Below are 11,510 nucleotides of genomic sequence, written 5' to 3' on the forward strand. Positions count from 1 at the left end.
ATGAGGGTATGAACCAGAACTTTCCTCCGAACCAGCCGTTCCCGCCGCAGCAGCCGGGCTTCCAGCAGGGCCCGCCGCCGGGGTACCAGGGACCGCCTCCCGGGTACCAGCAGGGGCCGCCGCCGCAGGGGTACGGGCAGCAGCCCGGGTACGGTCAGGCGCCGGGCAACTACCAGCCGGCCCAGCATGCGGCGCCGCATGTCGCGCCGCAGGGTTCGCCGTACCCGGTGCTCGTCTCGACGATGAACGACCTGCCCGGGTACACCGCGGACATGGTGTTCGGCGAGGTGTTCGGGCTGACCGTGCGGAGCCGCGACTTCGGGTCGAACTTCACCGCGAGCTTCCGGTCGCTCGGCGGCGGCGAGGTGCCGGAGTACACCCAGATGCTGGCCGAGTCGCGGCACGTCGCGGTGATGCGGATGTGCCAGATGGCCCAGCAGATGGGCGCGAACGCGATCCTCGCGATGCGGTTCGACTGCAACGAGATCGCGAACACGATGAGCGAGGTGGCCGCCTACGGTACGGCGGTCATCGTGCACAAGGACGAGCCGCCGCGGCCGCAGGACGCCAAGCCTGACGAGGATGATGCGAATGACAGCTGAGCTCTTGTTTCCGCCCGGATTCAGGTGGGGGGTCTCGACGTCGGCGTACCAGATCGAGGGTGCCGTGGCCGAGGACGGCCGCGGCCCCTCCACCTGGGACACGTTCTGCGCCGAGCCCTGCCGGATCCTCGGCGGCGACACCGGCGCGGTCGCCTGCGACCACTACCACCGGTACGCCGAGGACGTCGCGCTGATGCGCGAGCTGGGGGTGGACACGTACCGGTTCTCGTTCGCCTGGCCGCGCATCCAGCCATCGGGGAGCGGGCCGGGGAACGCGGCCGGCCTGGACTTCTACGACCGGCTGATCGACACCCTGCTCGGCGCCGGGATCCAGCCGGCGCCGACGCTGTACCACTGGGACACCCCGCAGCCGCTCGAGGACGCCGGCGGCTGGCTCTCCCGCGACATCACCGACCGTTTCGCGGAGTACGCCGCGATCCTGGGCGCGCGGTTCGCGGACCGGGTGCCGATGTGGATGACCATCAACGAGCCGGTGGTGCTCACCCTGATGGGGTACTCGCTCGGTGCGCACGCTCCCGGGAAGGAGCTGTTGTTCGACGCTCTCCCGGTCGCGCATCATCAGCTACTCGCCCACGGCCGCGCAGTGCAGGCGCTGCGGGCTGCCGGTGCTACTCAGATCGGCATCGCCAGCAACCACGCGCCGACCTGGCCGGCGAGCGACAGCGCGGAGGACAAGGAAGCGGCCGCGCTGTACGACAACCTGATCAACTGGCTGTTCGCCGACCCGATCCTGCTCGGTGAGTATCCGAACGGCATGGGCGACGCGATGCCCGGCCCAGTAGCTGACGACCTGGCGATCATCTCGACGCCGCTCGACTTCTTCGGCATCAACCACTACGCGCCGGTCTCGGTCGGCGCCGCCACCGGCAACGCCGACACGGCCGCGACCGACGGCGTACTGCTGCCGCCCGGCCTGCCGTTCGAGCCGCGTCAGCTGACCGGTTACCCGACGACCGACTTCGGTTGGCCGGTCGTGCCGGACGCGTTCGGCGAGATCCTGCGGACGTTCAAGGAGAGGTACGGCGACAAGCTGCCGCCGATCTACATCACCGAGAACGGGTGCGCGATCAACGACGATCCTGTCGACGGGGTCGTGTCTGACCAGCGGCGGATCGACTACTTGGACGGGTATCTGCGGTCGCTCCGGGGTGCGATAGATGACGGAGTCGACGTACGGGGATATTTCCAGTGGTCGTTGCTGGACAACTTCGAATGGGCCGCGGGGTACTCGCAGCGGTTCGGGTTGGTGCACGTCGACTTCGAGACGCAGGAGCGGACACCGAAGGCGTCGTACCACTGGCTGCGTGATGTGATCGCCCAGAGTCGGGCATGATTCCCGAGCCCGGGGTGGTGCCGTCCGCATTGGCGGAGCCGACCGTCCGGGTGCGGCCCGGCTGGACGGCGGCCGTCGTACTGGCGAACGTCGGGGTGTTCGCCGCCTGGCTCGGGCCGATCCAGGTGCTGCTCGCGAAGCAGTCGGAGTCGGTTGCCCCAGGCAACAAGGAGTTCGTGTTCGGGCTGGTGACCGGGGTCGGCGCGGCGGTGTCGGTGTTCGCGAACCCGGCGTTCGGCGCGATCTCGGACCGGACCACCTCACGCTTCGGCCGCCGGGTGCCCTGGGTGGTGGCCGGTGCCCTCGGCGGAGCGGTCGGGCTGGCCATTCTGGCCGGTGCGCACCTGATCGCGTTGATGCTGCTCGGTTGGTGCCTGATGCAACTGTTCGGCAACGCGCTGCTCGCCGCGGCGACCGCCGTCGTACCGGATCGCGTCCCTGTCAGCCAACGCGGCGGGGTCGGCGGCTGGGTGGCGATCTCGCAGGTCCTGGGCGCACTGGTAGGGACCGCGCTGGCGGCCGCCTTCGACAACTACACCCTTGGGTACTTCGCCTGCGCGGTGTTCCTGGTCTTGTCGGTCGTTCCGTACTTGTTGCGCAGTCATGACGTGCAACTGGTGGAGCACCCGCCGTTCGTTCTGGGGGAGTTCCTTCGGGGATTCTGGATCAGTCCGCGTCGGTATCCGGACTTCGGCTGGGGGTGGCTGACCCGGTTCCTGTTCAACGTGGGCAATGCGCTCGGCACGCTGTACCTCTTCTACTACCTGCAGGACAAGGTCGGCGTCGACGATCCGGACACCGGCGTACTGATCCTGACCGCGATCTACAGCGTCTGCGTGCTGGCGACCGCGATCAGCTCCGGCCGCTGGTCGGACCGGTCGGGGCGCCGGAAGGTCTTCGTGACCGCGTCCGGCTGGGTGATGGCAGCGGCCGGCGTCGTGCTGGCGGCGTGGCCGACCTGGCCGGGTGCGATCCTCGGCGCGATCATCCTGGGCGCGGGCTTCGGTGTGTATCTGTCCGTGGACTTCGCCCTGCTGACCCAGGTCCTTCCGCACGCGCGTGACCGGGGGAAGGACCTGGGCGTCATCAACATCGCCAACTCACTGCCCCAGGTCCTCGCCCCGGCCATCGCGGCCCCGATCGTCAAACACCTGGGTGGCTACCCGGTGCTCTACCTCCTGGCGTCTGCCGTCACCCTCCTGGCCGGCGTACTCGTTCGCCAGATCCGTTCAGTCGACTGACCCCGCACCCGCGGCGACGGCCCGGCCGATGCGGCTGGTGGCGGTGACCTGGAGGTGCTCGAGGTCCAGCCAGGCGGCCATGAGGCGGAGTTCGCTGGCCAAGGGGGCGACCAGATCGGGTGCGTTCGGCTCGGCGGTGAGGGTGGGGACGACGAGCGTGGAGGTCCGGCGGTCGGCCTTGAGGTCGACGCGGGCCACCAGGCGGTCGCCCAGGAGGAACGGCAGGACGTAGTACCCGTGGATGCGTTGTGGGGCTGGGGTGTAGATGCTGATCCGGTAGAAGAAGTCGAACAGGTGATGGGTGCGGTCGCGGTTCCAGATCAGTGGGTCGAACGGCGAGAGCAGCGCCCGAGCGTCGATCGGGCGGTCCGCTGCCTCGTGCCACCGGTAGCTCTGCTGGTTGACGCCTTCGACGCGGACGGGGATCAGTTCGCCGGCGTCTTTCAGTTCGCCGATCACCTCGCGGGCGGTTGCCGTGGGCAACGGGAAGTGGGCCTGCCCGCTCGCTCCGCAGAGCTCTTTGGCGGTGGCGATACCGAGCCCACGGGCCGCGATCCGCACCAGTTCGCGGCGGCCCTCGTCGGCGGTGAGCTCGGGCGCGGCGAGGACCTCGGCAGGCAGGACGCGCTCGGTCAGGTCATAGATCCGCTCGAAGTGCCGGCGGCCCGCGATCGTCACCCGGCCGGTGCAGAACAGGTACTCGATGGCGATCTTCGCGTCCTGCCAGTTCCACATCCGGCCGGTGGTCGGATCCGGGTCCGGGTCGGTGCGCCGACGCCGTACGCCGTCCGGACTCGCTTCGCCCGCGGTCAACGGGCCCTTCTGGGTGATCAGTTCGAGGACCTGGCCGACGTACCCGGGCCGCTCCGCGGAGAGCCGCCGCATCCCCGCCACGACCGACCACGGCGCGGTCACGTCCGGGCTCAGTTCCTCGTCCCACACCTGCCGCTCCGCCGCCCGCATCCGCCACCGCATCAACGGGTACGTCGCCAGCGGGATGAGCGCCGCCTTGTGCCCCCAGAAGTACTCGAACAACTCCCGGTCGCGGCCCCACGCCAGCTTGTCGAGCGTCGCCCGCGGGTAGTTCCCCGCCCGCGCGAACACCGGCAGATAATGCGACCGGGTGAGCACGTTCACCGAATCCAGCTGCAGTACGCCGGCCCGCCCGATCGCCTTCCGCACCGCCCGCACATCACCGCGCTTGGGCCGCGCATCCCCAAATCCTTGCGCGTCCAACGCAACCCGCCGAGCAACCTCCACCGAGACCTCATCACCCACGGCCGCCATGAACCGAACCTATAGCTCCATTGCGGAGTACGTCGTGCTCATGGCGTGGAAGACGGACTTGGGTTGCCAGGTGTTGCCGGGGCCGAGGTTGATGACGCCGTACGACGCGATGTCGAGGTGCTGGGAGTAGTTGTAGCCGGCGTAGGTGAACCAGAAGGCGGTGTCGACGGCTTCCTCGTCGAAGATCTGCACGAGTTCGCGGAAGTAGGTTGCCTGTTCTTCCTCGTCGCGGGTGTAGTCGCCGTTCACGGTCCACATGTCGCGGTCGACGATCATCCAGCCGCGGCCGCCGTCGGCGGAGGCGCCGCGGTAGGTGCAGCAGCCGAACTCCGTGATGACCACCGGCAGACCGTGCCGCTGCAGCGCGCGGATCTCGTCGCGGAAGGCTGCCGCGTTGTGTGCGGCCCGGTATGCGTCGGATGCGACGTAGTCGAACAGCGTCCAGTCGACCTGCTCGAACGGCAGCGACGCGTAGGTGACCGGCCCGCCGAACTTCCCGCGTACGACGTCGACAGCTTCTTTCAGGAACGCGTTCAAACGCGGGGGTACCGCGCTGTGCGACTCGCGAATCGCGGCCGTGCGTTCGGACAGGTCGTCGCCGGGCAGGAAACCCTTGGCGAAGATGCTCAGCTCGCCGCCGGCGATGAATCGCACGTCGGTTCCGGTCTGCCTGATGTCCTCGGCGCGAGCGGCGCACTCCTCGAACAGTCCCAGCAGTTGTTCCGTGGTCAGTTCACAGGGAAACGGCGAGAACCACACCTCGAGCCCCAATGCGGCCGCGTGCTCAGCAGCGATGGCCAGGCGGGTCGGGTCGCTGCCGGAGATGCGTACGGCGGTGCAGTGCAGCTCGTTCGCGATGACGGCCAGCTCGCGGCGGGCAGTCTCGGAGTCGAAGTTGTTCCTGGTCCACTGGCGGGGGAACTGCGCGCCGGTGTCGTAGTTGATCCCTTTACCGCGCATTGGCCTGCTCCACTGCGCGTTGGCGGCGGTTGCGGTGCCAGAGGGCCCAGCCGACCAGGAGACCCAGTGCGGCGACGTGCATGACTGGTGACAGGTTCGCCATCGTGTCGACGGGGAGTGTGTAGACCAGCACCACCCGGATGATCGCGTCCGCCAGGAATACGCCGCCGAAGACAGCGGTGAGTGAGGTGAAGTGTTTGCGGAACGCCGGATCGTCGCGCCAGCGGGTATCCCAGTCGGCGAGCATTTCGGGCTTACCGGCGTTGGCTTTGCGGCCGAGCGTGTAGACGAGCGGCTGGCGAGTCAGGCACGAGCCGACCAGCAGCAGCCCTGCCGCACCGGACAGCACGGACTCCTTCGCGAGCAGGATCCGGGGGTCCCCGGTGAGTAGCGAGACGACAAGCAGCAGGGCGAACGTGCCGCCGACAACGGCCGCGAGTCCGTTCAGGCGCCGCTGGACGAGGGCCACGAACGCGACCCGCAGGACAGCAGCAGATCCGGCGGCGGCGAGGGACGGGAAGACGTCGTACCCGAGGATGCGGCCGGCGTAGTAGACGACGATCGGGAGGCCGACGTCCCAGAGCAGACCGCTGAGGAGCTTACGCATGATGAGAACCCTTCTCTTAAGATACTGGTAGTAGCTTAAGAGGGTTCGGGGACGCTCAAGTAGGCCGAATGTCATGGGATACCCTGAGTGTCGTGACGACACGGCGACGGGGTGCTGCGCTGGAGGAGGCGATCCTCCGGGCGGCGGTCGACGAGCTGACCGAGGTCGGGTACCGCGAGCTGACGATGGATGGCGTCGCCGCCCGCGCCGGTACCGCGAAGAACGTGATCTACCGTCGCTGGCCGAGTCGGGCCGCGCTCTGCGTCGCGGCGTACCGCGCAATGCTTCCGACCGGTTCCGGTTCGACCCCCGACACCGGTTCGCTCCGTGATGACGCGCTCGCGCTGCTCACCCGCGCCAACGACCGGATGTCCTCCCCGGTCGGCCGGATGCTCCGCGAGATCCTGGCCGATATCCGGTCCGATCCGGACCTGCTGCGTGAACTGCGTGACCAGGTCGCCCTCGCCGGCGTCTCGCACTGGCTGACCGTGCTCGCCCGGGCAGCAAGTCGGGGTGAGGTCGGCCAGGCCGCCCTCACCCCACGCGTGGCCACGGTCGCGGTCGACCTGCTCCGCAACGAGTACGCGCTCAACGGCGCAACCGCGGTCTCCAACGACGTCCTGGCCGAGATCGTCGACCAGGTCTTCGTCCCGCTCGCTACGCAGGCACCAGCTCAGCCTCGTAGCTGACGCTCAACCGCCGGTACGCCGCGCTCAAGAACGCCAGCAGTACGACGACCAGCATCAACAGACTCGCGGCGACGAAGGCGAGCGCGATCCCACGCGCCTGCCCACCACCGAGCAGCCAGCCGAACGTCGCGCGACCGGGCGCCGATTCCATGTACGGGATGAGCAGGAACTGCGCCGCTGGCCCGACCGCGAACGCGGCGACCGGGGTGGACGCGGTCTCGATGCTCTGCGCGAACCCGAAGATCCGCCCCTGCTTCTCGAACGGGACCAGCCGCTGCAGGATCGTCTGCTCGGCCGCCTCCCCGATCGGCACCAGCAGCATGAATCCGAACATCCCGATGATCAGCAGCGACTGCCATTCGCGCACCGCCGTACCCATGCCGACGATCGCGATCGCGACGTTCGCCACCAGCAGGACCTGCAGCGGGGAGCGCCCGAGGCCGAACCGCGCGACGAGGGCGCCGCCGGCGATGAAGCCGATGCTGGTGACGCCGAGCACGAGGCCCCACGACTGCACCGAGAACAGGTTCAGGCCGTACGGATCCATCAGCGCCATGAAGACGCCCATGGTCAAGTTGTTGAACGTACTGAACAGCACCAGCGGAAGCAGCCCCGGTACGCCGCGCATCGTGCGCCACGCGCCACGGATGTCGACCCGGGCCCGCTCGTGGTGCGCCGGCCGCGGTTCCTCGAGGTGAATCGCGAGCAGCAGGTGGACGAGTACGGCGGCGGTGAGGACGACCGCGATCGCGACCGTGCCGCCCATGCCGACGAAGCCGACCGACAGTCCGCTGAGGACGCTGGTGACCAGGTGCGCGACGCCGTTCACGGTCCCGACGAGCCCGTTGGCCTTGTCGCGGCGGTCGGCCGGCACCAGCAATGTGACGGCGGTCGACAGCGCGATGCTCCGCAGTTGACCGGCGCTGCTACCGACCAGAACGAGGAGAGTGAAGGCCCAGAACCACGGCCCGTGCCAGTCGCTGAGCTGCCGGCCGGCGACGACGTACAGGCCGCCCGCGAGGGTGAAGGCGACGCCGGTGATCGAGCTGGACAGCGCCATCGCGGTCTTCTTGCGATGCGAGTCGACAACCGCCCCGAAGACCGTGCCACTGGCCGCACCGATCAGCATCGAGACGCCGGAGACGATCGACGCGGCGAGCACCGAGTGCGTCACCAGGTACACCCAGAACGCGAACCCGAAGCTCAGGAAGGTGGTCGTCACGTTCGCCACCAACGTGTTGATCAGCAACCGCCGGAATGTCGTCGTCATACCTGTACGTCGAACGCGGCCTCACGGAATTGACATGGCCTCCCGGAGTGCCTCGAAATCTTCTGGCTCGAGCGGGACCAGGCCGCGGCGGAGCTGGTAGCCCCAGTTCGGCTGGTGGGTGAGCCTCAGCTCGACCGCCTTGAGCTCCGCCCGGTGCACCGGCAGGAACTCGATCCGCCGGCGCCAGGGCTGGACGATGCCCCGTTCGCCCATACTCATCGGCTCCGCCTGGTACGGCGCTTCGTCGGCGACCACACCGAGTGCGGTGAACGCGCGGAGCGACCGCTTCTCGCGGTACTGCTCGGTGGGCGAGTAGATCGCGAAACCGTCGCCCTGCCGCAGTCGCGCGACGCCGTACCGCTTGCCGTGGTTGAGCTGGATGAAACCGCCCTCGACCGCCCGCTGGGTGTGATCCGCGGAGATCACACCCAGCCAGGCGCGCTGCAAAACTGTCATGCCACTACTGTCGGCCAGAATATACGACATCTTTCGTCATGATTTTGCGGCGGAGTTTGGCGAGCAGCGGCCAGGCGATCATCAGCAGGATCGCCGCGTAGATGACGTAGGCCACCGGCCCGCCGACGAGCCCGGAGGCATCGCCGTTGGACAGTTGCAGCGCCATCCGCGCCTGCCGTTCCGCGATCGGGCCGAGGATCACCCCGATGATCAACGGCAGCACCGGCAGACCGAACCGGCGCATCCCGAAGCCGAGCAACCCGAGCAGCAGGAGCAGCAACAGGTCGAGCGGCTGCGCGTTCACGGCGTACGCACCCATCGAGGCGAAGAAGATGATCCCGGCGTACAGGTAAGGCCGTGGGATCTGCAGCAGCTTCGCCCAGGCCGGCGCCAGCGGCAGGTTGAGGAGCAGCAGCATCAGGTTGCCGATGAACAGGCTGGCGATCAGCGCCCAGACCAGCTTCGGCTCGCGCTGGAACAGCAGCGGCCCGGGCTGGATGCCGTACGACGTGAACGCGGCCAGCATCACCGCCGCGGTCGCATTCGTGGGCAGACCGAGTGCGAGCATCGGTACGAGCGTTCCAGCGGCCGACGCGTTGTTCGCGGCCTCCGGCCCGGCCACGCCTTCGATCGCGCCGTGCCCGAACTCCTCCGGGTGCTTGGACAGCTTCTTCTCCGTCGCGTACGACAGGAACGTCGGGATCTCCGCGCCGCCCGCCGGCAGCGCACCGATCGGGAACCCGAACGCCGTCCCGCGCAGCCACGGCTTCCACGAACGACGCCAGTCCGACTTGCCCATCCACGGCCGGCCGACCGGGATCACCGTGCCCGGGTTCCGCCGCAGGTGTGCCGCGACCCAGAGCGCCTCGCCGACCGCGAAGATGCCGACGGCAACCACTACGACATCGATGCCGTCGGCAAGCTGTGGTACGCCGAAGGTGAGCCGCTGCTGGCCGGTGACCTTGTCGATCCCGACCAGCCCGATCACCAGCCCGAGCAGCAACGCCGCAAAACCCCGGATCCGTGACGATCCGAGCACCGACGTCGCACCGGCGAACGCGAGCAGCATGATCGCCAGATAGTCCGGCGCACCTAGGCTGATCGCGAACTTCACCACCTGCGGCGCAACCAGCACCAGCAGCAGCGTCCCGATGGTCCCGGCCACGAACGATCCGATCGCCGCCGTCGCCAGTGCCTGCGCGGCCCTTCCGGCGCGGGCCATCTTGTTGCCTTCGATCGCCGTCACCACCGATGACGACTCGCCTGGGGTGTTCAACAGGATCGACGTGGTCGAACCGCCGTACATGCCGCCGTAGAAGATGCCGGCGAACATGATGAACGCCTGCACCGGCTCGAGGCCGTACGTGACCGGCAGCAGCAGCGCGACCGTCATCGCCGGCCCGATCCCGGGCAGTACGCCGACCGCCGTACCGACGGTGACGCCGAGCAGCGCGAGCAGCAGATTGATCGGGGTCAGGACATCTGCGAATCCTTGCAGGAGCTCCATCACAAGATCCCTTGCAGTACGCCGGCCGGCAGGTTCACGCCGAGCCCGATCGCGAACGCGTAGAACGTGATCAGCGCCAGCGCGGCCGCGATGAACAGGTTGCGGATGTGGTGCCGGCTGCCGAGCGCGAACGCGGATCCCCAGAACAGCAGGGTTCCGCTGATCACCCAGCCCAGCGGCTCGATCAGCGCGAGGTTGACCACGAAGGCTCCGACGAGCAGCAGAACCGTCTTCCAGTCCACCGGCAGCGTCGGGTCGACGTCCTCACCCGCTTCGGCTTCACCGGTGCCGCCGCGGGCCACGTCGACGGCGTACAGGACGGCGACGACGAGCAGCAGTACGCCGAGCACCATCGGAACCGGCTTCGGGCCGATCGGATCGTTGCTGTTGGCAATGTGCCGGAGCCGGGCGGCGTCGACGATCACCAGGACGCCGACCACCGCCAGGAACCCGCAGACGCCGTACTGCGCACGATCCGGCCGCCGGGTAGCGGCCTCGGTCATGCCGCCAGGCCCAGCTTGGTCAGGATGTCGGCGACGGCCTTGTCCTGGTCGGTGAGGAACTTGCCGAACTCGTCCCCGGTCACGAACGCGTCGGTCCAGCCGTGCTTGGCCAGCTCGGACTTCCACTCCGCGGACTCGTGCATCTTCGTCAGCGCGTCGATCCAGACCTTCTTGTCCGCGTCGCTGATCCCCGGCGGCGCGACGATGCCACGCCAGTTCGTGAACACCAGGTCGATCCCGGACCCCTTCAGCGTCGGCACGTCCTTCAATGCGTCGATCGGCTTCTCGCTCGTCACCGCGAGGACCCGCACCTGACCGCTCTGGACCTGGTCCAGGAATTCGCCGAATCCGCTGGCGCCGAACGCGATCTTGCTCCCCAGCAGCGCGGGCAGCAGTTCGCCGCCGCCGTCGTACGAGACGAAGTTGACGTCCTTCGGGTCGATGCCGACGGTCTGCGCGAGCTGCATCGGCAGCAGGTGGTCCGGTCCGCCCGGCGACGAACCGCCGCCGACCGCCATGCCTTTCGGGTTCGCCTTCCAGGCCGTGACCAGGTCGCCGATCGTCTTGTACGGCGAGTTCTTCGGTACGACGATCGCACCGGCCTCCTCGACCAGCTTCGCCAGCGGGGTGGTCTGGGTCAGCGTCGCCTTCGACTTCGAGGTGTACGTCGCGCCGACCACGCCGAGCCCCATCTGCAGGGCGAGCTTGCCGTTGCCCTTCTCGTTCACGGTCCGCTGCAGGCCGACCGTGCCGCCGGCGCCGGGCAGGTTGAAGACCTGTACGCCGGTCGCGATCTTCGCGTCGTCCATCACCTTCGCGGCGACCCGGGCGGTGGTGTCGTACCCGCCGCCGGCCGCGTTCGGCACCATCAGCCGCAGACCGGTGGCGGGCTTGCCGCTGTCGGCGTTCGTGGTGCCGGATTTGTCCGCGGTCGCGCCGCAGGCGGTCGCGCCGGCCAGCGCGAACACTGCTGTGGTGATCCAGAGCATCGGCCTCATGGCGGTGTCCTTTTCGATGGGGATCAGGTGGCGACG

At 68.5% G+C, this 11,510-nt stretch carries 12 protein-coding genes; 4 read left to right on the forward strand and 8 right to left on the reverse strand.

Annotation, left to right across the window (positions count from 1 at the left end; translation table 11 throughout):
* Positions 1–8 precede the first annotated feature (8 nt).
* From OHA18_RS19940 to OHA18_RS19950, 3 genes are read left to right on the forward strand one after another with little or no spacing between them, the layout of a single operon-like run.
* Positions 9–602, forward strand: coding sequence for a YbjQ family protein (locus tag OHA18_RS19940; protein ID WP_329005653.1), 594 nt, complete (start codon positions 9–11; stop codon positions 600–602).
* Complete coding sequence (locus tag OHA18_RS19945; protein ID WP_329005654.1) at positions 592–1,956, forward strand: GH1 family beta-glucosidase; 1,365 nt, start codon at positions 592–594, stop codon at positions 1,954–1,956. The genes OHA18_RS19940 and OHA18_RS19945 overlap by 11 nt, the downstream gene beginning before the upstream one ends.
* Positions 1,953–3,197 (forward strand): MFS transporter, encoded by a 1,245-nt coding sequence (locus OHA18_RS19950; protein WP_329005655.1) that lies wholly within the window; start codon positions 1,953–1,955, stop codon positions 3,195–3,197. The genes OHA18_RS19945 and OHA18_RS19950 overlap by 4 nt, the downstream gene beginning before the upstream one ends.
* Here OHA18_RS19950 and OHA18_RS19955 read toward each other — a convergent pair.
* From OHA18_RS19955 to OHA18_RS19965, 3 genes are read right to left on the reverse strand one after another with little or no spacing between them, the layout of a single operon-like run.
* A complete protein-coding gene (locus OHA18_RS19955; RefSeq protein WP_329005656.1) occupies positions 3,186–4,484 on the reverse strand; it encodes a winged helix-turn-helix domain-containing protein in 1,299 nt (432 codons plus the stop codon). The genes OHA18_RS19950 and OHA18_RS19955 overlap by 12 nt on opposite strands.
* A gap of 9 nt (positions 4,485–4,493) precedes the next feature.
* Positions 4,494–5,444 (reverse strand): glycoside hydrolase family 113, encoded by a 951-nt coding sequence (locus OHA18_RS19960; RefSeq protein ID WP_329005657.1) that lies wholly within the window; start codon positions 5,442–5,444, stop codon positions 4,494–4,496.
* Positions 5,434–6,051: a VC0807 family protein gene (locus OHA18_RS19965; RefSeq protein WP_329005658.1), complete on the reverse strand. Its 618-nt coding sequence runs from the start codon at positions 6,049–6,051 to the stop codon at positions 5,434–5,436. Before OHA18_RS19965 ends, OHA18_RS19960 begins: the two co-directional genes overlap by 11 nt.
* Positions 6,052–6,143: 92 nt before the next feature.
* Here OHA18_RS19965 and OHA18_RS19970 point away from each other — a divergent pair, with 92 nt between their 5' ends.
* Positions 6,144–6,740 (forward strand): TetR/AcrR family transcriptional regulator, encoded by a 597-nt coding sequence (locus tag OHA18_RS19970; RefSeq protein ID WP_329005659.1) that lies wholly within the window; start codon positions 6,144–6,146, stop codon positions 6,738–6,740.
* Here the strand turns inward: OHA18_RS19970 and OHA18_RS19975 are convergent.
* From OHA18_RS19975 to OHA18_RS19995, 5 genes are read right to left on the reverse strand one after another with little or no spacing between them, the layout of a single operon-like run.
* Entirely contained in the window at positions 6,709–8,010 is a 1,302-nt protein-coding gene (locus OHA18_RS19975) for an MFS transporter (RefSeq protein WP_329005660.1), read from the reverse strand. The genes OHA18_RS19970 and OHA18_RS19975 overlap by 32 nt on opposite strands.
* A 21-nt stretch (positions 8,011–8,031) precedes the next feature.
* On the reverse strand, positions 8,032–8,466 hold the full coding sequence (locus tag OHA18_RS19980) for an EVE domain-containing protein (protein WP_329005661.1): 435 nt from the start codon (positions 8,464–8,466) through the stop codon (positions 8,032–8,034).
* Between the two features lie 4 nt (positions 8,467–8,470).
* Positions 8,471–9,973, reverse strand: coding sequence for a tripartite tricarboxylate transporter permease (locus OHA18_RS19985; RefSeq protein WP_329005662.1), 1,503 nt, complete (start codon positions 9,971–9,973; stop codon positions 8,471–8,473).
* Complete coding sequence (locus tag OHA18_RS19990; RefSeq protein ID WP_329005663.1) at positions 9,973–10,476, reverse strand: tripartite tricarboxylate transporter TctB family protein; 504 nt, start codon at positions 10,474–10,476, stop codon at positions 9,973–9,975. Before OHA18_RS19990 ends, OHA18_RS19985 begins: the two co-directional genes overlap by 1 nt.
* Positions 10,473–11,474, reverse strand: coding sequence for a Bug family tripartite tricarboxylate transporter substrate binding protein (locus OHA18_RS19995; RefSeq protein WP_329005664.1), 1,002 nt, complete (start codon positions 11,472–11,474; stop codon positions 10,473–10,475). The genes OHA18_RS19990 and OHA18_RS19995 overlap by 4 nt, the downstream gene beginning before the upstream one ends.
* Positions 11,475–11,510 lie beyond the last annotated feature (36 nt).

It is taken from the genome of Kribbella sp. NBC_00709, from assembly GCF_036226565.1.
Classification (GTDB): domain Bacteria; phylum Actinomycetota; class Actinomycetes; order Propionibacteriales; family Kribbellaceae; genus Kribbella.

Bases quoted from the DNA above. Each gene is read 5' to 3' on its own strand.
- OHA18_RS19940 (WP_329005653.1), top strand. From the start codon at position 9: ATGAACCAGAACTTTCCTCCGAACCAGCCGTTCCCGCCGCAGCAGCCG.
- OHA18_RS19945 (WP_329005654.1), top strand. From the start codon at position 592: ATGACAGCTGAGCTCTTGTTTCCGCCCGGATTCAGGTGGGGGGTCTCG.
- OHA18_RS19950 (WP_329005655.1), top strand. From the start codon at position 1,953: ATGATTCCCGAGCCCGGGGTGGTGCCGTCCGCATTGGCGGAGCCGACC.
- OHA18_RS19955 (WP_329005656.1), bottom strand. From the start codon at position 4,484: ATGGCGGCCGTGGGTGATGAGGTCTCGGTGGAGGTTGCTCGGCGGGTT.
- OHA18_RS19960 (WP_329005657.1), bottom strand. From the start codon at position 5,444: ATGCGCGGTAAAGGGATCAACTACGACACCGGCGCGCAGTTCCCCCGC.
- OHA18_RS19965 (WP_329005658.1), bottom strand. From the start codon at position 6,051: ATGCGTAAGCTCCTCAGCGGTCTGCTCTGGGACGTCGGCCTCCCGATC.
- OHA18_RS19975 (WP_329005660.1), bottom strand. From the start codon at position 8,010: ATGACGACGACATTCCGGCGGTTGCTGATCAACACGTTGGTGGCGAAC.
- OHA18_RS19980 (WP_329005661.1), bottom strand. From the start codon at position 8,466: ATGACAGTTTTGCAGCGCGCCTGGCTGGGTGTGATCTCCGCGGATCAC.
- OHA18_RS19985 (WP_329005662.1), bottom strand. From the start codon at position 9,973: ATGGAGCTCCTGCAAGGATTCGCAGATGTCCTGACCCCGATCAATCTG.
- OHA18_RS19990 (WP_329005663.1), bottom strand. From the start codon at position 10,476: ATGACCGAGGCCGCTACCCGGCGGCCGGATCGTGCGCAGTACGGCGTC.
- OHA18_RS19995 (WP_329005664.1), bottom strand. From the start codon at position 11,474: ATGAGGCCGATGCTCTGGATCACCACAGCAGTGTTCGCGCTGGCCGGC.